The following is a 26,722-nucleotide window of genomic DNA, read 5'->3' on the forward strand; positions in this document are numbered from 1 at the left end:
GGCTAATCTTCAATCAAATCGAGTTCAACTTTAAGGTTATCAATAATAAACTCTTGCCTGTGCGGTGTATTCTTTCCCATATAAAAGCTAAGTAACTCCTCTATAGACATTTCCTTATCCAGCATAACCGGATCCAAACGGATGTTATCTCCAATAAAATGCTTGAATTCATCGGGAGATATTTCCCCTAATCCTTTAAATCGGGTAATTTCAGCTTTTCCGGTGAGCTTGGCAATTGCTTGCTGCCGTTCCAATTCGCTGTAACAATAAATTGTTTCTTTTTTATTTCGAACCCTAAAAAGTGGAGTTTGTAATATATATAAATGATTTTCTTTTATTAGTTCCGGAAAAAATTGAAGAAAGAATGTTATTAAAAGTAACCTGATATGCATTCCATCCACATCGGCATCGGTAGCAATTACAATATTGTTATATCGAAGATCCTCTATAGACTCTTCAATATTAAGTGCAGCCTGAAGTAGATTAAATTCTTCATTTTCGTATACGATCTTTTTGCTCAAACCGTAACTGTTTAAAGGCTTCCCTTTTAAACTAAATACGGCTTGCGTATTTACATCCCTAGACTTTGTAATAGATCCACTGGCCGAATCTCCCTCTGTAATAAATAACGTAGATTCTAAATATCGTTCTTTTTTGCTATCGCCTAAATGAATACGACAATCTCTTAATTTCTTATTATGAAGACTTGCTTTTTTAGCCCTATCCTTAGCCAATTTTCTAATCCCCGAAAGCTCCTTGCGCTCACGTTCGGCTTGTAAGATCTTACGTTGAAGTTTTTCAGAAATTTCCTGATTCTTATGAAGGAAATTATCTAGTTGTGTTTTTAAAAAATCGTTTATATAGGTTCGCACGGTAGGAAGCTCCCCTCCCATATCGGTTGATCCTAATTTGGTTTTGGTCTGGCTCTCAAAGACCGGCTCCATTACTTTTATACTTATCGCAGCAACTACAGACTTTCTAATATCTGCCGCTTCATAATTTTTTCCGTAAAATTCGCGAATTGTTCTTACCAATGCCTCTCTGAAAGCGGCTAAATGAGTTCCCCCCTGAGACGTATTTTGCCCGTTAACAAAAGAGTGATATTCTTCTGAGTATTGAGATTTACTGTGTGTAAGTGCCACTTCAATATCATCTCCTCTTAAATGAATTATTGGATATAACTGGTCATCTTCAGTAATACTATCTCCAAGCAAATCTTTTAATCCATTTTCAGAATAAAATTTTTCACCATTAAAAATTATGGTTAGCCCTGGATTCAGGTACACATAATTTTTGAGCATTTTTTCTATATACTCATTGCGATATTTAAAATTCTTAAAGATGGTTTCATCCGGAATAAAGGTCACTTTTGTTCCGCGACGTCTGGAAGTTTCATCCAGCTCCTCTTCATTCACAAGGTTACCCTTTTCAAAATCGGCCGACTTTGATTTGCTATCTCTAGTAGATTCCACTCTAAAGTAAGAGGAAAGTGCATTTACCGCTTTGGTTCCTACTCCATTCAGTCCAACAGACTTTTTAAAGGCTTTAGAATCATACTTTCCACCGGTATTCATCTTAGAAACCACATCAACCACCTTTCCCAATGGAATTCCACGTCCGTAATCACGAACGATAACACGCTGGTTTTGGACCGATATCTCGATGGTCTTCCCGGCACCCATTACAAATTCATCAATACTATTATCAAGAACTTCTTTTAAAAGAATATAGATCCCATCATCTGCTGTAGATCCATCTCCCAATTTCCCAATATACATTCCAGGACGCATACGGATATGCTCTTTCCAATCGAGAGAACGAATATTATCTTCGGTATACTTGGTTTCTTCACTCATAAAATAGCAGGTGCGGTTGAGTCGCTAATATAAGAGTTCCCATAAAAAGTTAAAATAGGAACCTTATAAAGTAATTAACAAAGCTTTAAATGTTATTATTATAAAATTTTAAATTGAAATATAGAAAAATGATTTATAATTATTTCATTTTTTCAATATTTTACAAATATTATTAAACTAAAGAACATTCACTATTAAATAATGAATGTTCCTTTTTATGCTTAGTAAGAAACAACTAACTTTAAAAAAGCCAGTTATGTAATGCTTTATACATTAAATCTAAAATGCATTACATCTCCATCTTTTACAATATATTCTTTCCCCTCAACTCGCATTTTTCCGGCCTCCTTCACTTTCGCTTCACTACCTAAAGTGGAAAAATCTTCATAAGCTATAACCTCGGCACGAATAAAACCTTTTTCGAAATCAGTATGAATAACCCCTGCAGCTTGAGGAGCACTAGCACCTACAGGAATGGTCCATGCTCTTACCTCTTTAACTCCGGCAGTAAAATAGGTTTGCAAATTCAATAATTTATATGCTGAACGAATCAATTTTGCAGATCCAGGCTCATCTAAACCTATATCTTTTAAAAACATCTGGCGTTCTTCATAATCATCTAACTCAGTAATATCAGCTTCTGTCCCAACAGCTAGTACCAATACCTCAGCATTATCATCTTTTACAGCCTCTCGAACTTTGTCTACAAAGGCATTTCCTGTAGCTGCTGCTCCTTCATCAACATTACAAACATACATAACCGGCTTATCTGTAATTAACTGAAGGTTGGTTATAAATTCCTCACGTTCACTTTCAGTTAGTTCTATAGCACGAACAGATTTTCCAGCTTCCAAGCCCTGTTTCACTTTTAATAAAGCTGCCTCTTCTTTTTGAGCTTCCTTATTTCCGGTTCTTGATGCGCGTTTCACTTTTTCAAGCTTCTTATCTACGGTTTCAAGATCCTTCAATTGAAGTTCCATATCTATGGTCTCCTTGTCTCTAACTGGGTCTACCGAGCCATCAACATGAACAATATTATCATTTTCAAAACAACGCAACACATGCAATATCGCATCGGTCTCACGTATGTTTCCTAAAAACTGGTTTCCTAGGCCTTCACCCTTACTTGCACCTTTTACAAGACCTGCAATATCAACTATTTCAACGGTTGCAGGCTGAACTCTTTCTGGCTTTACCAAAGCTTCCAATTTCTCTACTCGGGGATCTGGAACATTCACTACTCCAATATTAGGTTCTATGGTACAAAAAGGAAAGTTTGCACTTTGCGCTTTTGCATTAGACAAACAATTAAAAAGAGTCGATTTTCCTACGTTTGGCAATCCTACAATTCCGGCTTTCATATAATATATTTTGATGCTGTGTTTTTGCGGCTGCAAAGATAGGTTTTAATCTTGTAAGTTGGAAGCCGTATTAAGAGATTACATATCAACTATTTCTTCATAAAAACTCCTGGTGTAGGTTCAATCTATAGCGGTATTCTTATTAATCATTAATAATTATTAGCGTTTATTCAAATATTCATATCTATATGTTATGGAAATTTCAAAAAAAAATATGTATTATTAAGTACCTTAAAAATAATTAACGAATTCCTCACCTAAACCTTATTATTTATGAACAAATTCTTATTTCTATTTTTTTTATTAATTGGCTCTTTTTCCATAAATGCTCAAGAAGTTAGCGGAACAGTTACCGACAATTTGGGAATGCCGCTACCGGGAGTGAATGTTATTGAAAAAGGCACTAATAACGGAACAACAACCGATTTTGATGGTAACTACAGTATTAATGTAGGTGAAGATGCTATTTTGATATTCAGTTATATTGGCTTTGAAACTCTAGAACAAGCCGTTAACGGAAAAAACATCTTGAATGTAAGTCTTGCTGATGGGGTAGCTCTAAGCGAAGTTCAAATTGTGGGATCCAGAAGTCCAAAACGAACTTCTGTTGACACCCCAGTAGCCATAGATGTTATTGATGTTGGAGAGATCTCCACCCAAACCGGGAGAATTGAAGTGAACGAATTATTACAATATGCCGCTCCTTCTTTCAACGCTAATAAACAATCAGGTTCTGATGGCGCAGATCATATAGATCCAGCATCACTTAGAGGTTTAGGTCCCGACCAAACTTTGGTACTGATAAACGGGAAACGGAGACACCAGTCATCTTTGATCAATCTTTTTGGAACCCGAGGAAGAGGTAATACCGGAACCGACTTAAATGCTATTCCTGCTTCAGCTATTAAAAGGATCGAAATTTTAAGAGATGGTGCTTCAGCCCAGTATGGGTCTGATGCTATTGCAGGTGTAATCAACCTTGTTTTAAACGATGAAGTGGAAAAATTCACTGGAAATATAAATTATGGTTTCTATAGTACGAATGCCGATGGAGACTTCCTTGAGGGAACTCCAAACACTGATGGTAACAGATTGGATACCGAAAAAGATGGAAATCAATTGGCTGATGATAAATCCTTTGATGGTGGGTCTGTGAAGATTACAGCTAATTATGGAGTGGCTATAGGCGAAGAAGGTTATGCCAATTTCACTACAGAATATATCAGTAAAAATAAAACATTACGCCCGGGATTTGATTTTAGACGAGGTTTCGGGGAAGCCGCAATAGATGGTTTCAATTTCTTCGGAAATCTTGCTATACCTGTTTCGGATAACTCTGAATTTTATGCTTTTAGTGGAAGAAATTACAGAGATACCGATGCATATGCATTCACAAGAAATAATCCTACCGAAAGAAATGTGGTAAGCATCTACCCTAATGGATTTACACCCCGCATAACGTCTATTATTGTAGACAACTCTGTAGCTGCCGGGTTTAGAACAAAAACAGAAAGCGGTTGGAATATAGATGTTAGTAACACTTATGGTATAAACAATTTTCATTATTTCATAAAAGGAACTTTAAACGCCTCTTTGGAAGAACTTTCCCCTACCGATTTTGATGCTGGTGGGCATAGCCTTAGTCAAAATACCATCAACTTAGATTTCTCAAAATATTATGAAGATGTACTGAGTGGTTTCAACCTTGCTTTTGGTGCTGAATATAAAACGGAGAACTTCATCATATTTGCCGGAGAAGAAGGTTCTTATGGTACTTTTGATGAGGATGGGAGAATTATTACCAATCCAAATACACAGGTACAACCCACCGATCCTGTCACAGAAGAATTAAGACCCGGGGGATCTCAAGGTTTTCCTGGTTATGGCCCTGCAAATGAAGTAGACAGGAATAGATCTAATGTTTCTTTATACGCCGACACCGAACTGGATTTATCAGATAAATTCTTGTTGGCAGCTGCTGCTCGTTTTGAGGATTACAGCGATTTTGGAAGCACCATTAATGGAAAACTTGCTGCCAGATTTAAAGCTACCAATAACATTAATATTCGAGGCTCGATAAGTACTGGTTTTAGAGCACCTTCTTTAGCTCAGATCTATTACAATTTAAGATTTACAAACTTTGTAAATGGTGTAGCTTTAGACACTCAATTGTCACCTAACAACAGCCCTGTAACCGCGTCATTTGGTATTGGAGCTCTAAAAGAAGAAACTGCTTTCAACTCTTCTTTAGGTTTTACAGCCAACTTCGGACAGTTTACAGCTACTGTTGATGGCTATTTTATCGATGTTACAGATCGAATCGTTCTTACCGGAAATTTTGATGCGCCACAAATTGAAAATGTAGAAGCTGCACAATTCTTTGCGAATGGGGCCGATACCGAAACTCTGGGTTTAGACATTGTGTTGTCTCATAAACTTCAGTTGGGTGATGGAAGCTTATCTACTAGTTTCATTGGAAATTTTAATGATATGACCATTACTGCAGTTAAGAACGGAGCTTTAGATGAACAAACCTTCTTTGGAGAAAGAGACAAAGCCTTTTTATTAGCATCGGCTCCCGAAAGTAAATTAGCCTTGAACTTTAAATACGATATTAAGTGGTTTGATGCGGCTCTGGGAGTTACGAGATTTAGTGAAATAGAACTATTAGATTTTCAAATGTTTGAAGATGTTACAGATTATGGAAGTTTTGACGATCAAATTGCAGCCGCAACCGATAAATATGATGCAAAGTTTGTTACAGATTTAAACCTAGGCTTTAAACTAAGCAACAATCTTAAATTGAATGTTGGTAGCAATAACTTATTCAATGTATATCCCGATCAGCAAGATGACTGGTCTGAAGGTGGTGGATATTGGGATTCTGTACAAATGGGATTTGGTGGAGCTTACTATTATGCAAAACTTAATTTGAATTTCTAGAAAATTCATTTTATTGTAGAAAGCGAGGGCATTAGCTCTCGCTTTTTATATTTATGATAGGAATTAAAAAAAGTTTCTTTTATCATAAATGAATTTTAAAATAATCATAAAGTGATATGAATTGCTGCTGTAACCAGCTAAATTAGTAGTGTACTTCATAAATCGAATTCAATGTCTAGAAGAAAGCTGGTATATTTCATTCTTTTTAACTTTCTGCTCACATCCCTTGTTAGCTGTAAAATTCCAAAAGACCCTCAAAATTCATGGAATAAAGCTAAAGAAAACGAACTCATTGTAGGAGTTGTAGCAAATCCCCCCTTTACCGCTGTCACTAATGAAAACTTTACAGGATCAGAAATAGAATTGATACGCAATTTTGCCAGAGAAAATCATTTGAAGGTTAATTTCATTGAGGATAATGAATCTAACCTTATCAAAAAATTACAAGATTACAAAGTGAGCGTTGTCATTGGCGGTTTTGATAAAAAGAGTGTTTGGAAGGACAAAGCCGGACTCAGTAAAACCTACGACGATAAACATGTTCTGCTCTTACCTAAAGGCGAAAATGAATTATTAATCCATCTTGAAAGTTATATCTATAAAATAAACAAGTAGCATGAAAAATCCTGCTTCCTTCGAACTTCCCCGACATCTGCAACCATTACTAAAAAAGGCTCAAAACCTTGAAAAAATAACCATCGTATACCTCATTAGCGTAATCGTATTAATGTATTTGGTAATGGGTTCATCACAAGCCATGAAAACCGCCTGGTTGGAAGATGCACTGAGCACTTTACCCGCTATTTCTTTTTTAATTGCTTCTACTATTTTTAATAGAAAACCAAATAGCGAATTTCCATATGGATATCACCGAGTATTTAGCATTGCATTTTTAGCAGGTGCTTTGGCTCTATTTGCTATGGGATGTTTTCTTGCCATAGATTCTTCTCTTTCTCTTATAAAAGCGGAACATCCAACAATTGGCAGCTACAACATTTTTGGGAGCCAGATATGGATGGGATGGGTTATGATTGCTGCTTTAGTTTATAGTGCCCTCCCTCCTGTTTATTTAGGATATAAGAAATTACCCATCGCTAAAAAATTGCACAATAAAATTCTGTATACCGATGCCGATACTCAAAAAGCAGATTATTTAACTGCTTTTGCAGCAATGGCCGGAATAATAGGTGTTGGATTGGGTTTTTGGTGGGCAGATGCTACTGCTGCCCTCTTTATCTCATTTTCAGTATTGAAAGATGGTTATTCTAATTTAAAGAATGCCATAAAAGATCTAATGGATCGTCATCCTGTTCATGTAGAGAGCAGTGAGAAAGATGAGCTGGTAGAAGAACTAAAAAACTTTGTGATCTCTTGGAATTGGGTAAGCGATGTAAAGGTGCGCTTTAGAGAACATGGGGAAGTTTATTTTGGGGAAGTCATGGTAATCGCTCAACCCAATACAGATATTCCTCATGAAATAGAAAAGGGCCTAAAAGCCCTTTCTAATTATCATTGGAAAATATATGATGTTGTAATTATGCCGGTAAAGGAATTGCCTAAACATCCTTAATAATTACTCTACTATATACATCTCATTAGAAGCTTTAATATAATCCTGCGGATTGAACGTGGCTTCAAAACTATTTCTAACCATATTTAATTTTAACTCAAGTTGGGAGATTCTATCTTTCAAATATTCGTCATGTTTATATTTTTCAATAAGCGTTTTATATTTCTCCAGATTCTCAAGAATCCTAAAAGTAATGGTTCCAAAACGAATCTTTAAGTTTTGTACAGCAACCATTTCATTGTAATATTCCTGTTTCCAATTTTCTGAATTGGAGTTTTTTGATTCCGCTATTCTATCTTCGGCTATTTTAGAGATATCAAGAATGTACTGAGTTCGTTTTTTAGCATCGGTTTCATCGGTAAATCTTTTTTTGAATTCCTTTAGATCTATACCCAAAACCTTTGATATATTTTGTTTCATAGCATTATTCTGCAGTTCCTTTAATTCATCAAGGCTTTTAGAAATACCATTCCATTCTGTCTCTATTAAATCTTTATCATGAGTAAATTGAGATACTGAGGTGGTTAATTTGAACATTTTCAAGCTTTTCTCTCTTAGCTCTCTATCTCTTCTTCCTAAAGAATTAATAAACATACCTATTCCATCAAACAAACTTCCGGCAAACATCCCTGTAAAAGGAGTTCCTTCAGCAAGATTTCCTGTAACTTCTAAAATATGACTCAGTGCTCCAAGACGGGCTTCATCCTTTTTATTTTCTTCAATATATTTCTCAAATTCTTTGAACCAAGCAGAATACCCATTGTAGGTCATTGGGTTACTAACCTTATCTAAGGTAGAATAGAATTCGCGAGAACTATTAAACAAATTAAGCGGTTTGATTTCCCGCTCCATCGATGCCAAATTTAACACCGCTGAACTATAATTATATTTGTAGACACTCACCACATTCTTGTCCAGTTCTGATTGTTTTTCTTCTAAAATCTGAACCCGTTCTACTAGTTTTTCTATTTTCTCTGTAGAAGAATTTGTGTTTTTAATACTTTCATCTAAACTACTTAGTCTCGAGTCAATTTGTTTTATTCGAAGATCAAGGTTCTCTTTTTGTAAAGATCGCTCTCTATTTAGCTCGGTGAGAACTAGAGAAGTTACAGTCTGGTTATCATCTGGGTTTTGAGAATAGCCTGCAAAAGGCATAAATGTTAATAAAAGAATACCACCAATTATTTTTTTAGTCGCTTTTTCCATATTTAACTATTGGTTAATTAAGTTAATGGCTTATCATATTTTATGCCGTTTAAATTGATTATTCAATTAAATATCCATTTTCCAACTCATAACAATCAACATCCTGCCGAGTATTTTGTATTAATCTATATAATTGAATACCAAAGGATTTATATTACAATTATTAACTATCTTGTATTTTAAACCAATAATTAACCCAAACCCCATGACAACAAAACTACCTACTCGCTTAATATTAATGATAGCTGTCTTCGCATTAGGAGCAATTAAAATGAATGCTCAGGATCATGCTGATCATAAAAATGTTAACGTACCCCACAAACACAATAGCGAAATTGAAGATTTAAAATCCTGGCATGTGATGGATGAATTGGAAGAGGAAAATTCTCATATGGCCAAACTTTCCTTAGCACCCAACCCATCGACTGATGAATTAAAAATGCAAATCACCAATGCACATATAGTAGATATACAGGTATTTAATTTGGAAGGGAAATTACTTAAAAAAGTTCATTACGATATTCCAACACATCTTATAAGAATTAATGTTTCTGATCTCGCAAAAGGCATGCTAATAGTAAAACTTCTAACTGAAAACGGCAAAACCATTAACCGTCGTTTTATGAAAAAATAATTTTTAAAGTTAGAATAAGAAGAAGTATTTATTTAGACTTCTTCTTATTCTAACTATTATTAAGTGTAGCTAATTTCCACAGTACCAAGCATACACGTTTAAATTTACCATACTTTATAGATTTGAAGTATTGATTTTCGTAAGGAACCTCAACAGGGAAAGACTATTACCAGACGTTTTTAAATTTTAAATAATAGTCATTTTCATATGCACGCATCACTTGATATTCTCAAAAACATAAAATTCTCAGTACTCGATCTTGTTCCCGTTGCCCAAGGGAATTCAGCTCTAAATTCATTTCATAATAGCCTCGAACTTGCTAAACACGTTGAAAGCTTAGGTTTTGAAAGATTCTGGATCTCCGAACACCATAATATGGAGAACATTGTGAGTTCGGCAACTTCAATTTTAATTGGATATGTGGCACAGGGAACTTCTCAAATTAGAGTAGGATCGGGAGGAATAATGCTGCCTAACCACGCTCCTCTGGTAGTTGCAGAACAGTTTGGCACCTTGGCCACTCTGTATCCCCGAAGAATAGATCTAGGCTTAGGTCGAGCTCCTGGAACCGATCAAGAAACTGCTGCTGCATTAAGAAGAAACAGACAGGAGAGCCCACAGGATTTTCCTAATAATGTACAGGAATTACAAAAATATCTTTCTGAAGAAAATAAAAACGCTTCTGTAAGAGCAATTCCAGGAGAAGGACTTAACATTCCACTTTACTTGTTGGGGTCTAGTACTTTTAGCGCACAGCTTGCCGCTACTTTGGGTTTAAATTATGCCTTTGCAAGCCACTTCGCTCCTGCTTACCTGCACCAGGCGCTGCAAATTTATAAAGAGAATTTTAAGGCTTCTAATCAACAAAACAAAGCTTACGCTATTGCCTGTGTAAATGTAATTGCTGCCGATACCGACGAAGAAGCAGAAAGAATGGCTACCACTTTAAAGCAATTTGCGTTAGGAATAATAAGAGGTGTAAGAAAGCCAATTCCCGCTCCCGTTGCTTCTATGGATAATATTTGGAATGAGGCTGAAAAACACGCCATCCAACAAATGATGCATTACACTTTTATAGGATCTGAAAACACTATTAGAGAAAGCCTTTCTAGGTTTGCCGAAGAAACACAGGTAGATGAAATCATGGTAGTTTCACACATACATAACCATGAAGAAAGATTGAGATCCTACGAGATATTGAGCCGTCTTTTTAATTAAGACTGCTCCCAGTCCCATATTATCACTATCCAGTTTGTACCATCTCCAGACCTGTAGGTGCTTAGCTCTTTAAACCCAATTCTTTTATGAGCATTAATAGATCGTAAGTTTCTTGCATCTATTTCAGTAATTGCAAAATCGAACCGATTTTTATAGGTCTTTCGATAAAGATTATAACAGTTGTCAAGGATTCCTTTGCCCCGGTAGTTCTTATCTACACAAACCTGTCCCACCACCAAATAATTATATGAAGAAACGGGGTGAGAATTATACTGTAGGTTATCAAAAATGTTGAACATTGGTTTCAAAATTGGAATGTCATTTTTAGAGGCAGCAGTCATTGCCAGTAAATAGGCCACTACCTTATTGGAACTCTTGCCAATAATATGAGGAGCGATTTCATTCATTAACATAAGTTGCTCCAGGCTGTGAATTACCGTAATAAAGCCTTGTTTTATCATTTCTTCTGTAGATAAATTGGCAGGAGAATTAGCATGCTGCAATCTCAAAATCCCGGAAAGATCATTTTCCTCAGCTATAGTAAATAGTATTTCGCTCTTCATAAGCTTTAAGGCTTTTATCTACTAAAAGTACTCAAAATTGAAAAAATCATTAGTTAAAGTCCAAACTAAATAGTAAAGCTTCGCTTTACATAATTACTAAGAATAAAAAATCAGTTTTGAAATAATTTTTAAAGTATAATTCATTAAAAATCAATAACTTTAAGAAAGAGATCTTTAATCAGTTATTTGATTTTGTTATGAAAACGACATATATACAACCTATAAGGCAAATGTCCTTATATATCATCTTGAGTATTCTTTGTGTTTCGGCTTCTTGGGCGCATGAACTCAAGAACGCTTCATTTTCTGAATTCCTTATATCCGAATTTATAGAATTTAACGGACGAGTAGTAGATAGCCAAACCGGAAATGGGATAGCATCTGCTCATATCAGCATTTACGGTAGCAATATTTCTACAGTTACTAATTCAGATGGATATTTTTCTCTCAAAGTGCCTGATGATATGCTGAAGGCGAATGTAACCATCTCCTTTTTAGGTTATAAAAGCAAAACGATAAGCTTATCCTCATTTTCTACTGAAAATAATAGAATAGAACTCGAGGAATCTGTAGAAGAACTTTCCGAAGTCAATATTTTTAAAGGCGGGAATGCAAGAGGACTGGTTAAAACCATGTTAGACAACAGGGATAGCAATTATTTGAATGAACCCACACACATGAAAGCATTTTATAGAGAAACCATTAGGAGAGGCCGTAGAAATGTTTCTTTATCTGAGGCAGTAGTAGATATTTATAAACAAGCTTACAGCACCAAGAAAAAAGATGATATCGCCCTATTCAAGGCCAGAAAGAGTACCGATTATAAAAGGTTAGATACCTTGGCTCTAAAATTACGCGGAGGGCCGTTTAACACGCTTTACGTAGATGTTATGAAATATACCGAATTTGTTTTTCAACCCAACGAACTAGATCGCTACAAATTCAGTTTTGATCAACCCACGAAAATTAATAACAGATACATCTATGTTATCGATTTTAGTGAGATTAATCACGACGACCCCTGGTATTATGGAAAGTTGTATATAGATGCGGAAAATTCTACGCTGGTGAGAGCTACCTATAAACTGAATGTTCAAAATAGATTGGCTGCCAGCGAAATGTTTGTAAAAAGCAAACCTAAAAGAGCTAAAGTATATCCTGTAGACGTGAGCTATCAGGTGGATTACCGGGAGAGTAATGGCAAATGGTATTACTCCTATGGAAATGCACTCTTAGAGTTCGTTGTAAATTGGAAACACAAGTTATTTAATTCTCATTTTACCATAAATAGCGAAATGGTTATTACAGATTGGGCACCAATTTCTTCAACGGTAAAACCTTCTGGTGATTTTATAAAACCATCTGTGATCATGGTAGATGATGTTTCGGGATTTAGAGATACCGATTTTTGGGGCGACACTAATATTATAGAACCCGAAAAATCTATCCAGAATGCTATTGAAAAGATTCAGCGTCAGTTAAAACGAAATGAATAAATACTTCTAAAAACAAAAAGAGAGAAACCTTCGTTTCTCTCTTTTTGTTAAAATCAATTTTGCTGGAAGCAATCTAAGCATCTTCATGCATAAAACGTTGTTTTGCCAGCAATTCCTCTTCTGTTTCAACATGCTCATCATCAGGCACGCAACAATCTACCGGGCAAACCGCAGCACATTGTGGCTCTTCATGAAAGCCTTTACATTCTGTACACTTATCGGGTACTATGTAGTATATCTCATCACTTAAAGGTTCCTGTGCTTCATTAGCATTTTCGGTTTTCCCATTAGGAAGAACAACATTGCCTTCAAGATCAGTTCCATCAGCATAACGCCAATCATCGGCACCTTCATAAATAGCGGTATTTGGGCACTCCGGTTCACAGGCCCCGCAGTTTATACATTCATCTGTTATTATAATTGCCATAGCTCTTTTTATTAGTAAATTTAAAATTTAATCACTTGTAACTCCGTTAAAACAGAACTAATTTTTTAGTGATTATAGGCGATAATCAATCTATAACTTTTAATTTCGCAGTGGCAAATTTAAAGCCAAAACAATTCATAACCAAATAAGCAATATGACAATACAGAACCGAACATCTCATTTCATTAAACTGGGTAATTTTCTTCGCCAGTTTAATAGAAATGAAATTATTAGAAATGACGATGTACCTTTTAACGACAGGTTCTTTGATGCTTTGACCGAACAGATAGATCGTGCTATACATTATAATGGGTGGTTCACGCCAGAGAACGTGTTGTTTTCCTTAGAACAATGGAGCAATGCACTGACCGAAGAAAATCTAACAAAATGGCTTACACCTTACTCTTTTCGAGGAGATACTCCAAAAACAGTTGGTGTTGTAATGGCGGGAAACATTCCTCTTGTCGGCTTTCATGATTTTTTATCGGTACTCATTTCAGGCAATAAAGTTCTTATTAAACAATCTTCCAACGATCAAAAAATACTGCCCATTCTTGCCAATTATCTTATTGCTTTAGAACCTGAATATAAAAACAGGATTATGTTTACCGAGGGAAGGCTTGAAAATTTTGATGCGGTAATAGCAACAGGCAGCAATAATACCGCAAGATATTTTGAATATTATTTCTCGAAAAGCCCTTCAATAATTAGAAAAAACAGAAATTCTGTGGCCATTCTTACTGGTCAGGAAACCACAAAGGAGTTAGAAGCTCTTGGTGAAGATATTTTTAGATATTTTGGTTTAGGCTGCAGAAATGTTTCAAAACTGTATGTTCCAGAAGGCTATGATTTTGATGCTTTTTATAAGGCAATGCAACCATGGGAACATTTGTTGTTGCACGCTAAATATGCCAATAATTACGATTACAATAAAGCTGTATATCTAATGAGTGAATTTAAGATTTTAGACAATGGCTTTCTAACGCTCAAAGAAGATAGTAGTTTTGGTTCCCCTATAGCTACTTTATTTTACCAAACCTATAATAATGCGGAATCTCTAAGTAAGGAGCTAGAGGAAAATTCCGAAAATTTACAATGTGTCATATCGAATAATTCTCATGTGCACGGACTTTCGTTTGGAAGTTCACAACATCCACAATTATGGGATTATGCCGATAATGTTGACACACTCGCATTCTTAGAAAGGATTTGATTCCAAACATAATTGCAGTTAAATTTTGAACTTTTATTTGAATGCCGACTTTTGTAACTTGGCTGCTTCTTAATTTTGCCGGTTTTCGGCATTATATATTAGCTGTCTTTCAAAAAACATAGTATGAAAAAACATAATTTTAGCGCTGGTCCATGTATCCTTCCTCAGGAAGTATTTCAAGAAGCTTCACAAGCTGTGCTTGACTTTAATAATTCGGGTTTATCAATTCTTGAAATTTCGCACCGTAGCAAAGATTTTGTGAATGTGATGGAAGAAGCCAGAAGTCTGTCCTTAGAACTTTTAGGCTTAAAAGATAAAGGATATCAGGCATTATTCCTGCAAGGTGGTGCTAGCATGGAATTTTTAATGGTAGCTTATAATCTATTAGAAAAGAAAGCAGCATATCTTAATACCGGAACTTGGGCGGCTAAAGCTTTAAAAGAGGCGAAACTTTTTGGAGAGGTAGATGTAATTGCATCTTCTGAAGACAAAGGATTTAATTACATTCCGAAAAACTATAAAGTTCCTACTGATGCCGATTATTTTCATTGCACCAGTAATAACACTATTTACGGAACTCAAATGAAAAAATTTCCTACCTCTAGTATTCCTTTGGTTTGCGATATGAGTAGTGATATTTTTTCACGTCAATTAGATTTTTCCAAATTCGATTTAATTTATGCAGGAGCTCAAAAAAATATGGGACCTGCAGGAACTACCCTTGTAATTATTAAAGATGGTCTGTTAGGCAAGGTTTCAAGAAAGATTCCTTCCATGCTTGATTATAAACAACATTTGGACAAGGACAGTATGTTCAATACTCCGTCAGTTTTTCCAGTATATGTATCTATGTTAACTCTTAGATGGTTAAAAGCTCTTGGTGGAATTGAAGTCATTGAAAAGGAAAATCAGAAAAAAGCCACTTTACTTTATTCGGAAATTGATATAAACCCTTTATTCAAAGGGTATACAGCTCAAGAAGATCGATCGATTATGAATGCTACTTTCAATCTCACTAATGATTCTTTGAAAGAGGAATTTGATAAAATGTGTAAAGAAGCCGGAATTAATGGAATTAATGGTCATCGTAGTGTAGGAGGATATAGAGCATCCATGTATAATGCCTTGCCTTTGGAAAGCGTGGAAGTTTTAGTAGACGTAATGAGCGATTTAGAAAGAAAAGCTTAAAATTTATTCAATAATAAATAAAATAACCAGTGAACAGCTATTAAGAACTGGTAAAAGAAATAATAATGAAAGTATTAGCAAACGACGGCCTCTCCCCTGTGGGTGTAACAGCATTAGAAAAAGTAGGTTTTGAAGTTATCCTTACAAAAGTGGCTCAAGAGCAACTTAAATCCTTTATAAACGAACATAATATTTCTGTATTACTAGTTAGAAGTGCTACCAAAGTTCGTAAAGACATAATCGACGGGTGCCCTAGTCTAAAAATAATTGGGCGTGCAGGTGTTGGAATGGATAATATTGACGTAGAACATGCACAACAAAAAGGTATTAATGTAATAAACACCCCAGAATCGAGTGCGGCTTCAGTAGCTGAACTTGTTTTCGCACATCTTTTTGGTGGAGTTCGTTACCTTCATGACTCTAACAGAAATATGCCTTTAAGCGGGGATTCTGAATTTAAGGATCTTAAAAAGAATTATGCTGCCGGAACCGAACTTAGAGGAAAAACCTTAGGTATTATTGGTCTTGGTAAAATTGGACAAGAAGTTGCGAAAATTGCCTTGGGTATTGGCATGAAAGTTATTGCCAGCGATGATAAAGTGGGAGAAACAAATATCACCTTACACTTTTATAACGATCAGGTAGTTACAATTCCTATTAAAACGGAACCCGTAGCAGACCTTATTCAGGAATCCGACTTTATAAGTCTTCATGTCCCGGCACAGAAAAAGCCACTCATTGGTAAAAAGGAAATCGACTCAATGAAACACGGAGTTGGAATTATAAACACCTCCAGAGGAGGAGTTATCGACGAAGTAGCTTTGGTAGATGCTTTGGCAGACGGTAAAGTTTCCTTTGCAGGACTGGATGTTTTTGAAAATGAACCAACCCCTGCCATTAGAGTATTAATGGATCAGCGTATATCATTAACACCACACATTGGCGGTAATACTTTGGAAGCTCAGGAAAGAATTGGAAGGGATCTTGCCAGGCAAATTATCGAAATCTTAAAATGATTTTAACAGTATTTGTTAAATAAAAAAAGCATCAGGCCCTATTAAACCTGGTGCTTTTTTATTTTATTTAACATATATAGATAATGCAATTTAAAAAAGTTGTAAATTGAGTATCTAACTTTAAACAACAATCATGGCATCTATTTTAGATTTATTGAACACTTCTATGGGGGAAGATTTTATTGAAAAGGCAAGTGATAGTACTGCTGAAAATAAAGATAATATTTCTGCAGCCGTTGGTATGGCCTTACCGATTTTACTGGGAGCAATGCAAAAAAACATTAAAAGTAATTCTGGGGCAGAAAGCTTAAATAAAGCCTTAAGTGATAACAAACATGGGGATTCATTATTAAACAATTTGAAATCGGTGAATGCTTCAGATATGTCTTCGGAAGGAGAAAAAATCTTAGGACACCTTTTAGGAGGAAAGCAAGATATGGTTTCTAAAACCATAGGTAGCACTCTTAATATGAAAGAATCATCGGTTTCTAATATCATTAAAATGGCAGCACCTTTATTAATGAGTATATTGGCAAGTCAGAAACGTAAGGAAAATGTACAATCCTCCGGATTAGGCAGCTTGCTCGATTCTGTAATGGGATCATCGGGAACGCATGATGCTTCTTTAATTGAAACTTTATTAGACAAAGATGGAGACGGGAGTGTGATTGATGATGTGGCGGGAATGATTCTTGGAGGAGGAAAAAAAGGCGGCGGCGGACTTCTTGGCGGAATGTTAGGCGGTAAGTAACTTAGGAATAATTATTGCACATTTTTACAAAAAAGAGAGATGAAAAATTTATTCTACGTATGCATTCTGGCCTTAGCTATTTATAGTTGTGGGTCTGGCAAAGAAAGAAACTTCGAGCAGAAAGAACAAACTGCAATGGCTAATGATACCGTAAGAATTGCAAATGACAGCCTGGAATATGAGATTATAATCATTGAACCAGGCTTCAATCTTTTCATAAACAGTATAGCTAAACCGCGGGGCTATTATTCTCAAACCTATCTGGAAAATAAGAATCGTTTCTTGGTGCCAGAATATAATGCTAGGGTTACTCAACCTCAGCGATTCAATCCAAACCTTTACATTCAGGAAATTAATTACAATCCTAACATAGATTACGGTTACGAAGTAAACTATATGCTTTATAACTATTTTGTGTTCTTTTCTAGAGAATACAATCAGCGATTTAGTGTACCCACCCGCATATAATTTTTTTGTTTGATTGAAAATGCTTGTGGTATATTTGCAGTATGAATAAACTAAAACAACGTTGGGGAATAGATTCTAATTTCCAGCTTTTTATCATTTTGGTAGTTTTTGCCCTTACAGGTTCCAGCTCAGCTAAGTTAGCGGCACCTGTATGTGATTTTTTGGGAATTGGAGACACCAATACTGCATGGTATATTTATTGGCCTCTAAGGATCATTCTAATCTTCCCCATCTACCAAATTCTATTAGTTCTATTTGGATGGATATTTGGACAGTTTAAATTCTTCTGGGATTTTGAAAAGAAAATGTTATCCCGCCTTGGGTTATCACGCTTTATAAGTTAATAGCTAGTGAATATTTTTCAAAAATATGGATTGATTCTGATGGCGGTGGCTTTGCTATTTCCCGCTGCAGTAAGTATTCATATTTTTGCTCATGAAAAACATTCGGTTTGCACAGATTATTCATCAACACATCTTCATAAATCAAGCATAGATTGCGAGTTATGTAAGTTCCACCCGGTTCCTATCATCGCTATAGACTTATTTAATTATAATATCGTTCGGGATATTATAATAAAGGAAAGCTCTAGCAATCATTATGAATTCTTAAGTGATTTTCAGAAATTACCATTTTCGCTAAGAGGTCCTCCCTCCTCTATTATTGCCTAAATGACACTTCATGGAATTCAATTTCCATATTTATAAATTTCTTGAAAATTATTATATGTACAAACTATATTATATACTGTTTGCTATAGCTATTTCAGCTACAGCATTTTCTCAGAACACTATTAAAGGAAAAGTAATAGATGCTGAGACCCAAGAACCTATTTTTTCAGCTAGTATTTATTTTTCAAAATTAGATAAAGGCAGCATGAGCTCGGTAGATGGTGATTTCACCATCGTAAATATTCCAGAAGGTAATCATGAATTGGTAATCTCTTCCCTTGGCTATGCTACTCAAACTTTTAAAATTAAAGTTCCTTCTAATCAAGATCTGCTCATTCTTTTACAACCTACCGCTATAGAAATGGAAGCAGTAATTGTTTCCACACCCTTCCATCAGCTGCAAAGTGAAAATGTTGTAAAGGTAGAAAGAGCTACTGTTGGTGATCTTCAAAAAGCGGGAGCCATCACACTTGCCGATGGAATTACACAATTACCCGGAGTTGAAAGTATAACTACCGGATCGGGAATTGGAAAGCCTGTAATTAGAGGACTTAGTGCAAACAGAGTTCTTGTGTATACGCAAGGAGTGCGCCTGGAAAATCAACAATTTGGAGATGAACATGGATTGGGAGTTAGCTCTAGCGGTGTTGAAAGTGTTGAGGTTATAAAAGGGCCTGCCTCTTTACTTTATGGAAGTGACGCCCTTGGGGGAGTTCTATATTTAAATCCGGAAAAGTATGCTGCCTCAAATGTTTCATCTCTAGATGCTGCGGTTAATTATTTCACGAATACTCTTGGTACAGAAGCCAATATTGGTTTTAAGACCTCAGGAAACAAATTCAAATATCTTCTTAGGGGTAATTATGCTACTCATAGTGATTATAAAACCGGGGGTGGTAAACGAGTAACTAACTCTAGGTTTACCGAGAAGGACCTCAAAGCAGGAATTGGTTACCAAAACAACAAATATCGAGGAGATTTGAGATATAATTATAATAACACCCTTGCCGGTATCCCAGAGGAAATAGGGGCGCAAACAACCTCGAAAACTGAAACGCTTCCTAATCAAAAGTTGAACAATCATATATTAAGTTTTGACAATAAAGTCTTTCTAAAAAATTCTAGTTTCAACTTTAAACTTGGTTATATTTTTAATGACAGAAAAGAATTTGAAGAGCCTGAAGATGATCTAGCAGAAGACCTTCCTGCTCTTGAAATGCATTTAGAAACTTTAAATTACGACCTGAAATACAATGCGGCAAAGTGGGGTAATTTTGAAACTATTTTTGGAATTCAGGGAATGTTCCAAACCAATAAGAATTTTGGAGAGGAATTGCTTATTCCAGATGCAAAACTTAGAGATTTTGGAATACTGGCAACCACACATTTGCATTTAGATAACATTGATTTGCAGGCAGGTTTAAGATTTGATAACAGAAATTTAGAGACCAATGAATATGGAATGGAGGGAGAACCTAGTTATTTTGCCCCTGTTAAAAGAGATTTCAACAGCTATAATGGTGCTTTAGGTGCGAAATACAATATCCTAAAATCGTTAACAGCCAGACTTAATTTAGCCACTGGTTTTCGTGCACCTAATCTTTCAGAATTAACTTCTAATGGTACTCATGAGGGAACAAACAGGTATGAAATAGGAAATGCTGACTTAAAAAATGAACAGAATTTTCAAATCGATCTTGCTTTAGAGTATAGAAATGAACATTTCGAAATATTTGCAAATGCCTTTTATAATAAGGTGAACAACTATATTTACCTTAACCCAACCAGCGAATTTGTAGATGAAAATCCTGTATTTAGATATGTTCAGGACGATGCAAAATTGTATGGAGGGGAAGCAGGAATGCACATCCATCCACACCCGTTAGATTGGTTACATATAGAAAGCAGTTTGGAAATGGTAAAAGGAGAACAGGATTCTGGTAAGAATTTACCTCTTATCCCGGCTACATCTATTACAAATACGTTAAGAATGGAATTTGAAAAAACTATGTTCCTGGAAAATCCGTATTCTTTTATTAGTTTAAAATCTACACTCGCCCAAAATAAGGTAAGTGATTTTGAGACCAATTCTCAAGGCTATAGTTTATTAAATGCTGGAATTGGAGGAAACTTCAATTATATAAATACAAATTTCAATGTTAGAATTAGTGCCAATAATATTTTAGATAAAGCCTATATTTCTCATTTATCCAGATTGAAACCGGATAATATTCCAAATATGGGTCGAAATATTAGTCTGAGCATTTCTGCAAAAATATAATACTAAAAAGGGTGGTCTAATGACCACCTTTTTCTTTTAATAAAAATATTGATTTAAATAACTTCTGCTTCTATAATTATTTCCTTTGGGGAATCTTGCTTTTTCCATACAAAAGTATAAAGCCACATTAAAGTAAAGGTTGGAATAATATCTGTTCCCGGCATCAACTCTTCAATAAACACAAGCACAGATGCTATTTTCCCTTTTTTTCCGGGATACATTTCAGACATCAGCTTACCTGCATATGGTGCCCATAATAAATCCAGAAAAGGACCTACCGCCGGAATGGCGTACGTAGCCATACCAATAGCATCATAAATAATACTTTTAAGCAGTAATTTATTTTTAGTATTTTTCATCGGTTATAGGTTTTGTAATGGAATTAAAGCAAATAAAGTGCCATTTTATTTTAGATCGGAAGTAATGAGTTTCAGAAACTCATTTCTGGTTTCTATCTTTTCAAACTGTCCTCGAAAACCTGATGTAGTAGTTACACTGTTTTGTTTTTGGACGCCACGCATCATCATGCACATATGTTGAGCTTCAATAACCACGGCCACTCCCAAAGGTTTAATGGTTTTATTAATACATTCTAAAATGTCATCGGTAAGCCGTTCCTGAACCTGCATTCTTCTTGAGAACACATCTACAATTCGAGGTAATTTACTTAGACCAACTATATAACCATTTGGTATATATGCAATATGGGCTTTCCCGAAGAACGGTAACATATGATGTTCACACAAAGAATACAATTCTATATCCTTTACTACAACCATTTCACTGTAACTTTCTTTAAACATTGCTTTTCTTAGTATCTCTTCAGGGTTGCAATCGTACCCCTGCATTAAAAACTGCATTGCTTTTGCCGCTCTTTCTGGAGTATCAGTAATTCCTTCTCGGGTAGGATTCTCCCCCAGTTGTGTAATAATATTCTTAAAATTACCCGTTAATTCTTCCGTAACTTTTTCATCATATTCCTCAAAAAACTTATACATACTCTAGCCTTTCTTTAATTTATCTGTAAACAACTGTTTTAATTTTTTAATCTTGGGATCAATAATTATCTGGCAATACCGTTGGTCTGGATTATTGCTGTAATATTCTTTATGCTCAGGCTCGGCAATATAAAAGGGTCCTCCTTCCTTAACTTCTGTAACAATAGCATCTTCAAAAACCTTTTCGTTTTCCAACTTTGCTATAAGCTCTAGAGCTATTTGCTTCTGATTTTCTGAATGATAAAAAATAGCACTGCGATATTGCGTTCCTACATCGTATTGCTGTCTGTTCAAAGTTGTTGGATCGTGAGTACTAAAAAAAATAAGTAAAAGTTCATTGTAGCTTATCTTCTCTGGATTAAAATGAATTTCTATCGCTTCAGCATGCCCTGTTCTACCCGTTATAATTTCTCTATATGCAGGATTTTTAATGGTTCCTCCTGTAAATCCGGGAATTACACTTTGCACTCCCTCTACTCTTTCAAATACTGCTTCGGTACACCAAAAACATCCGCCTGCCAGCGTTGCTATTTTATAATTACTATTATTCATTTATTTTAATTTAATAATAAAATTAGATTAAAAAGATGCTCCCGTTATCCCTAATCAATTAATAATTCCTATAGAACTATTACCTTGTCTAATGTAGTTGAAAACTTCGTGATCCTTAAAACCTATCCTCATACACGCATATAGTGGTATGCTACTTGCTGAAAGGCAATTTAAAGAACATTCTTTATTCAGAATAGCAAAGTTCTTCATATTATAATTAATTTCGTTTTCTAAGCACATTTTAATGATATACGCCAATAACATACATAAGTACTACGGAGATCTCCATGTTCTTAAAGGAGTGAATCTACATATTAGAAAAAGTGAAATCGTTTCTATTGTGGGCGCCTCTGGTGCTGGAAAGACCACGCTACTTCAAATTTTGGGAACTTTAGATACTCCGGATAAGAACATTGATAGCTCCCTGAAAATAAATGATATTGATATTTATTCCTTAAATTCTAAAAAATTATCGAAGTTTAGAAATGACCACATTGGGTTTATTTTTCAATTCCATCAGTTACTACCCGAATTTACAGCTTTAGAAAATATTTGCATTCCTGCCTTTATAAAGAATACCTCCAAACAAGACGCCGAGAAACGCGCTTTTGAGCTTTTGGAATTTTTGGGACTCTCTGGAAGGGCTCATCATAAACCATCAGAATTGAGCGGTGGTGAACAACAAAGAATCGCTGTTGCACGCTCCCTTATCAATAATCCATCGGTTATTTTTGCCGATGAACCTTCAGGAAATCTGGACACACAATCTGCGGAAAACCTGCATAAACTCTTTTTTCAACTTAGGGAAGAATTTCATCAAACTTTTGTAATTGTAACTCATAACGAGGATCTGGCGGATATGGCCGATAGAAAACTTGTAATGGTGGATGGTGAAATAATTTAAAAAAGTTGAAATGAACAGATCAGAATTAAAGTCATTTTTAGATTTTAAAGTTGAACAGTATAATACACCAGAATTTATTGAAACCGATCCCATTCAAATTCCTCATCTTTTCAATAAAAAAGAAGACGTTGAGATATCAGGCTTTCTAACAGCCACAATTGCATGGGGAAACAGAAAAAGCATTTTGAAAAATGCTAATCATTTAATGGAACTTCTAGAAAATTCACCTTACGATTTTGTGTTGAATCATTCAGAACCTGATCTTACTAAGCTGGATGATTTTGTTCACAGAACTTTTAATGGCTTAGATCTACGCTATTTTGTTGTTGCATTAAAGAACATTTATACGTTTAAAGGTGGTTTAGAAGGGATTTTCACAGAGTATGCAGAACCAAAATCACTGCAATACAGCATTCATCAATTCAAAAAAGAATTCTTTTCCTTACCTCACTTATCCAGAACTGAGAAACATGTTAGTGACCCACTAAAAAACTCGGCAGCAAAACGTATCAATATGTTTTTGAGGTGGATGGTAAGAGATGATAATAGAAATGTAGATTTCGGGTTGTGGAATAACCTAAAAGCCTCTCAACTTTCTTGTCCCTTAGACGTACATTCGGGAAATACGGCCAGAAAATTGGGCTTATTAAAACGCAGGCAAAACGATGCAAAAGCTCTTTTAGAATTAGATACAACCTTGCGAGAATTAGACCCTTTAGATCCCGTTAAATATGACTTTGCACTCTTTGGATTAGGTGTATTTGAGAAATATGGACAATAGACGTAACTCGTGCTAAATTTCTTAACTTGCACTTTCTACGGCTTAATTCGAGAAGTAAGAAATTTTATTGATAGTAAACTATGATACACGCAGAATTTCCGGAAAATGAAGAAAGCAGATTAGCTACTCTCCACGATTTAAATATTTTATATACTGAGGCCGATGATAATTATGATAACATCACGCAACTGGCTTCTTTTATATGTAAGGTACCTGTTTCACTTATTACCCTGGTGGGAGAAGAAAAACAATGGTTCAAATCGAAATCCGGTACAGATATGTGTGAATCGGATAGAGATATTTCTTTCTGCTCACATGCCATTTTAAAGCCGCGAGAGCTTATGGAAGTAAAAGATGCGAGAATAGATCCTCGTTTTAAAAACAATCCTTTTATAACCGCAGACTTCCCTATTATATTTTATGCTGGGATGCCGTTATTGTCATCAAACGGAACAGCTTTAGGCTCTTTATGTGTAATAGACTCCAAACCCAATTCACTGGACGAAAATCAAAAAGAAGCTTTGAGAGTTCTTGCTAAACAGGTAGAAAATCTTTTTGAATTAAGACGACAAAACCTACATCTGGAAAAAATGAGATTGGAACTAAAATCAAAAAACTCCCAACTAAAAGAATTTGCTGGAACTGTTTCTCATGACATGAAAATGCCGCTTGCTAACATTATTATAACTTCAGATATTTTAAAAGCTAAATATGGTAAAAATATCGACGAAGAAGGAATTAATTATTTAAATTACTTAAAGCAATCTTCGTTTAAATTAAGCAATTATATTACAGGAATATTAGATCACTATGAAAGTGATACGTTAACAGATTCTTTAAATGAAGACTTTGATATCCATGATCTCTTGGAACAAATTATCGACCTCCTCAATATTAATTATGACTGTGAGATCAATCTACCGGCTGAAAATATCATTGTAAATTCTAACCGGTCTGCACTGGAACAAATTTTTCTAAACCTATTAGGGAATAGTTTAAAATACAACGATAAAGAACAAATAGTAATTGATATTAGCTGTGAATCCGACTTCAATTTTTATTATTTTACCATTTCCGATAATGGAATAGGTATTCCCGAAGATAAACAAACAGAGATTTTTGAACTCTTTAAAGTTTTAGCCGAAACCGATAGAACAGGAAATAAAGGAAATGGCATTGGCCTATCTACCGTTAGAAAACTTATTACCTCTTTAGGGGGAGAAATATCGGTGAATTCAGAGATAGGCAAAGGCACTACCTTCAAATTTTCAGTAAAAAGGAATGATTTAGCGTAAAATTATAAGCCCTTAAATTAAAATAGAAGGGAAAAATTTCCTATTATTGGTTAAGTTATTCATTAAGAGTTAACTAAGAATTGACCATATGGACCAAGCATTTTCTTTAAATCATGATTTTTCTTCCTCAGAAAATGAAGGTTCTGCCCTGTCGGACGTTTCAGGTAATAACGACTACGATCAGCTCACGTTTCTAGCTGCCACCATATGCAAAGTACCTCTTGCCTATTTAAGTATTGTGAACGCTCACAAACCCTGGGTAAAATCTGCCTATGGAAAAGATATTATTGATGTAGACACTAATAATGCTATGGCACAAAGTAGCATTATGTCAAATTCAGAAATTCATATTCTAAATTATTCTAAAGATGCTCCCTTACTTAAAGAGAATGATAGTTCCTATAAATTCTACGCAGGTATAAAGCTTTGTAATCAGAATAATGAAGCCATTGGGGTTTTAAGTATTTTGGATACTGAAGAAAGGCATTTGGAAAATTATCAAATTGAAGGATTAAAAGCATTGGGCAATCAATGCTTAAAGTTATTTGCGTTCAGAAAACAGAATAAAAAATTTAAGCAAATTCAGCAGAAATTAAAACAAAAATATCAGGAACTGGAAAAATTTGCCAGCGTAGTTTCACACGATCTTAAATCACCTTTAGCAAATATTATTTCGCTTACAGAACTTTTAAAAGAAGAGAACGAAGGGAAATTAGATGAGGAAACGGTGCAGTATTTAAATTACCTGGTAGAATCTTCTTACGCGCTTCGTAATTATGTGGATGGAATTTTAAGCTTTTATAGAAGTGAGCACATCATGGAAAAGGATTATGAAAATGTAGACCTTCCTAAGTTATTGGCCGGTATTGCACATTTATATGAAGTATCTGACGATGTTGAATTTCAATATCCAAATGATATCACACTTCACAATGTGAACAAAGCTGCCCTTACGCAGGTATTTTTGAACCTTGTTAGCAACGCCTTAAAATATAACAAGAAGAATTACAGGAAAATAGATATCAAATTCAACGAAACGCCCGATTACTATAAATTTCAAGTAATAGATAATGGTGACGGGATCTCTAAAGATAATTCATCTAAGATTTTTGAACTCTTTACCACGCTAGACACTAACGACAGGGACGGGAATCCGGGGAGTGGTATTGGGTTAGCCACGGTTAAAAAACTTGTAAATCATATGCATGGTAAAATATCTTTAAGTTCTATTCCCGGGGAAGGCAGTAATTTTGCATTTAGTATAAAGCGCGTTTAGGCCATTTATTAAGTATATATTCTTATACCTTTTTTTATATTTGATAAATATTCC

General features: G+C 35.1%; 26 protein-coding genes. 18 read left to right on the forward strand and 8 right to left on the reverse strand.

Annotated elements, in window-relative coordinates; translation table 11 throughout:
- Positions 1 to 2: 2 nt before the first annotated feature.
- Both L1I30_RS08585 and ychF read right to left on the reverse strand, forming a co-directional pair.
- Positions 3 to 1,856 carry a DNA topoisomerase IV subunit B gene (locus tag L1I30_RS08585; RefSeq protein WP_236133868.1) on the reverse strand — a complete coding sequence of 618 codons (1,854 nt, stop codon included), beginning with the start codon at positions 1,854 to 1,856 and terminating at the stop codon, positions 3 to 5.
- A 266-nt stretch (positions 1,857 to 2,122) separates the two neighbouring features.
- Complete coding sequence (gene ychF, locus L1I30_RS08590; RefSeq protein WP_236133869.1) at positions 2,123 to 3,217, reverse strand: redox-regulated ATPase YchF; 1,095 nt, start codon at positions 3,215 to 3,217, stop codon at positions 2,123 to 2,125.
- 273 nt (positions 3,218 to 3,490) lie between these two features.
- Here ychF and L1I30_RS08595 point away from each other — a divergent pair, with 273 nt between their 5' ends.
- From L1I30_RS08595 to L1I30_RS08605, 3 genes are all read left to right on the forward strand, one after another.
- Positions 3,491 to 6,160 (forward strand): TonB-dependent receptor, encoded by a 2,670-nt coding sequence (locus L1I30_RS08595; RefSeq protein ID WP_236133870.1) that lies wholly within the window; start codon positions 3,491 to 3,493, stop codon positions 6,158 to 6,160.
- A 171-nt stretch (positions 6,161 to 6,331) separates the two neighbouring features.
- The gene (locus L1I30_RS08600) at positions 6,332 to 6,775 is read left to right on the forward strand and encodes a transporter substrate-binding domain-containing protein (RefSeq protein ID WP_236133871.1); all 444 of its coding nucleotides are present in this window, start codon (positions 6,332 to 6,334) and stop codon (positions 6,773 to 6,775) included.
- A gap of 1 nt (position 6,776) precedes the next feature.
- Positions 6,777 to 7,730, forward strand: coding sequence for a cation diffusion facilitator family transporter (locus L1I30_RS08605; protein WP_236133872.1), 954 nt, complete (start codon positions 6,777 to 6,779; stop codon positions 7,728 to 7,730).
- Between the two features lie 3 nt (positions 7,731 to 7,733).
- Here L1I30_RS08605 and L1I30_RS08610 read toward each other — a convergent pair whose 3' ends face one another.
- Entirely contained in the window at positions 7,734 to 8,936 is a 1,203-nt protein-coding gene (locus L1I30_RS08610) for a hypothetical protein (RefSeq protein WP_236133873.1), read from the reverse strand.
- Positions 8,937 to 9,141: 205 nt separating this feature from the next.
- On the opposite strand from L1I30_RS08610, the gene L1I30_RS08615 reads away from it, so the two are divergent.
- Together L1I30_RS08615 and L1I30_RS08620 are read left to right on the forward strand one after the other, a co-directional pair.
- Positions 9,142 to 9,570, forward strand: coding sequence for a T9SS type A sorting domain-containing protein (locus tag L1I30_RS08615; RefSeq protein WP_236133874.1), 429 nt, complete (start codon positions 9,142 to 9,144; stop codon positions 9,568 to 9,570).
- Between the two features lie 207 nt (positions 9,571 to 9,777).
- The gene (locus L1I30_RS08620) at positions 9,778 to 10,788 is read left to right on the forward strand and encodes an LLM class flavin-dependent oxidoreductase (RefSeq protein ID WP_236133875.1); all 1,011 of its coding nucleotides are present in this window, start codon (positions 9,778 to 9,780) and stop codon (positions 10,786 to 10,788) included.
- On the opposite strand, the gene L1I30_RS08625 is transcribed toward L1I30_RS08620, so the two are convergent.
- Positions 10,785 to 11,351: a GNAT family N-acetyltransferase gene (locus L1I30_RS08625; protein WP_236133876.1), complete on the reverse strand. Its 567-nt coding sequence runs from the start codon at positions 11,349 to 11,351 to the stop codon at positions 10,785 to 10,787. The genes L1I30_RS08620 and L1I30_RS08625 overlap by 4 nt on opposite strands.
- A 197-nt stretch (positions 11,352 to 11,548) precedes the next feature.
- Between L1I30_RS08625 and L1I30_RS08630 the strand changes: the two genes are divergently transcribed.
- Positions 11,549 to 12,847, forward strand: a complete 1,299-nt coding sequence (locus L1I30_RS08630; RefSeq protein WP_236133877.1) for a carboxypeptidase-like regulatory domain-containing protein — start codon at positions 11,549 to 11,551, stop codon at positions 12,845 to 12,847.
- Positions 12,848 to 12,920: 73 nt separating this feature from the next.
- On the opposite strand, the gene L1I30_RS08635 is transcribed toward L1I30_RS08630, so the two are convergent.
- Positions 12,921 to 13,274, reverse strand: coding sequence for a 4Fe-4S dicluster domain-containing protein (locus tag L1I30_RS08635; protein WP_236133878.1), 354 nt, complete (start codon positions 13,272 to 13,274; stop codon positions 12,921 to 12,923).
- 154 nt (positions 13,275 to 13,428) lie between these two features.
- On the opposite strand from L1I30_RS08635, the gene L1I30_RS08640 reads away from it, so the two are divergent.
- The 8 genes from L1I30_RS08640 (at position 13,429) to L1I30_RS08675 (ending at position 20,862) form a co-directional block, all read left to right on the forward strand.
- Complete coding sequence (locus tag L1I30_RS08640) at positions 13,429 to 14,487, forward strand: acyl-CoA reductase (protein ID WP_236133879.1); 1,059 nt, start codon at positions 13,429 to 13,431, stop codon at positions 14,485 to 14,487.
- Between the two features lie 123 nt (positions 14,488 to 14,610).
- Complete coding sequence (gene serC / locus L1I30_RS08645; protein ID WP_236133880.1) at positions 14,611 to 15,675, forward strand: 3-phosphoserine/phosphohydroxythreonine transaminase; 1,065 nt, start codon at positions 14,611 to 14,613, stop codon at positions 15,673 to 15,675.
- Positions 15,676 to 15,740: 65 nt separating this feature from the next.
- Positions 15,741 to 16,691, forward strand: a complete 951-nt coding sequence (locus L1I30_RS08650) for a D-2-hydroxyacid dehydrogenase (protein WP_236133881.1) — start codon at positions 15,741 to 15,743, stop codon at positions 16,689 to 16,691.
- A gap of 133 nt (positions 16,692 to 16,824) precedes the next feature.
- Positions 16,825 to 17,442 carry a DUF937 domain-containing protein gene (locus tag L1I30_RS08655; protein ID WP_236133882.1) on the forward strand — a complete coding sequence of 206 codons (618 nt, stop codon included), beginning with the start codon at positions 16,825 to 16,827 and terminating at the stop codon, positions 17,440 to 17,442.
- Between the two features lie 39 nt (positions 17,443 to 17,481).
- A complete protein-coding gene (locus L1I30_RS08660; RefSeq protein WP_236133883.1) occupies positions 17,482 to 17,910 on the forward strand; it encodes a DUF6146 family protein in 429 nt (142 codons plus the stop codon).
- 41 nt (positions 17,911 to 17,951) lie between these two features.
- On the forward strand, positions 17,952 to 18,254 hold the full coding sequence (locus L1I30_RS08665) for a DUF6787 family protein (RefSeq protein WP_236133884.1): 303 nt from the start codon (positions 17,952 to 17,954) through the stop codon (positions 18,252 to 18,254).
- 6 nt (positions 18,255 to 18,260) lie between these two features.
- Positions 18,261 to 18,581: a hypothetical protein gene (locus L1I30_RS08670; protein ID WP_236133885.1), complete on the forward strand. Its 321-nt coding sequence runs from the start codon at positions 18,261 to 18,263 to the stop codon at positions 18,579 to 18,581.
- Positions 18,582 to 18,636: 55 nt separating this feature from the next.
- Entirely contained in the window at positions 18,637 to 20,862 is a 2,226-nt protein-coding gene (locus tag L1I30_RS08675) for a TonB-dependent receptor (RefSeq protein ID WP_236133886.1), read from the forward strand.
- Between the two features lie 53 nt (positions 20,863 to 20,915).
- On the opposite strand, the gene L1I30_RS08680 is transcribed toward L1I30_RS08675, so the two are convergent.
- Genes L1I30_RS08680 through msrA form a run of 3 tightly spaced genes read right to left on the reverse strand, consistent with a single transcriptional unit; the run spans position 20,916 to position 22,412 of the window.
- The gene (locus tag L1I30_RS08680; RefSeq protein ID WP_236133887.1) at positions 20,916 to 21,221 is read right to left on the reverse strand and encodes a hypothetical protein; all 306 of its coding nucleotides are present in this window, start codon (positions 21,219 to 21,221) and stop codon (positions 20,916 to 20,918) included.
- Between the two features lie 45 nt (positions 21,222 to 21,266).
- Positions 21,267 to 21,860 (reverse strand): GTP cyclohydrolase I FolE, encoded by a 594-nt coding sequence (folE, locus tag L1I30_RS08685; protein ID WP_236133888.1) that lies wholly within the window; start codon positions 21,858 to 21,860, stop codon positions 21,267 to 21,269.
- 3 nt (positions 21,861 to 21,863) lie between these two features.
- Entirely contained in the window at positions 21,864 to 22,412 is a 549-nt protein-coding gene (msrA, locus tag L1I30_RS08690; RefSeq protein ID WP_236133889.1) for a peptide-methionine (S)-S-oxide reductase MsrA, read from the reverse strand.
- Positions 22,413 to 22,656: 244 nt separating this feature from the next.
- On the opposite strand from msrA, the gene L1I30_RS08695 reads away from it, so the two are divergent.
- The 4 genes from L1I30_RS08695 to L1I30_RS08710 all read left to right on the forward strand — a co-directional run bounded on the left by L1I30_RS08695 (position 22,657) and on the right by L1I30_RS08710 (position 26,668).
- Positions 22,657 to 23,316 carry an ABC transporter ATP-binding protein gene (locus L1I30_RS08695; RefSeq protein WP_236133890.1) on the forward strand — a complete coding sequence of 220 codons (660 nt, stop codon included), beginning with the start codon at positions 22,657 to 22,659 and terminating at the stop codon, positions 23,314 to 23,316.
- Between the two features lie 10 nt (positions 23,317 to 23,326).
- Positions 23,327 to 24,097 carry a TIGR02757 family protein gene (locus tag L1I30_RS08700; protein ID WP_236133891.1) on the forward strand — a complete coding sequence of 257 codons (771 nt, stop codon included), beginning with the start codon at positions 23,327 to 23,329 and terminating at the stop codon, positions 24,095 to 24,097.
- Positions 24,098 to 24,177: 80 nt separating this feature from the next.
- Positions 24,178 to 25,392 carry a GAF domain-containing sensor histidine kinase gene (locus tag L1I30_RS08705; protein ID WP_236133892.1) on the forward strand — a complete coding sequence of 405 codons (1,215 nt, stop codon included), beginning with the start codon at positions 24,178 to 24,180 and terminating at the stop codon, positions 25,390 to 25,392.
- 88 nt (positions 25,393 to 25,480) lie between these two features.
- A complete protein-coding gene (locus L1I30_RS08710; RefSeq protein ID WP_236133893.1) occupies positions 25,481 to 26,668 on the forward strand; it encodes a sensor histidine kinase in 1,188 nt (395 codons plus the stop codon).
- Positions 26,669 to 26,722 lie beyond the last annotated feature (54 nt).

It is taken from the genome of Gillisia lutea (assembly GCF_021568705.1).
Lineage (GTDB): Bacteria > Bacteroidota > Bacteroidia > Flavobacteriales > Flavobacteriaceae > Gillisia > Gillisia lutea.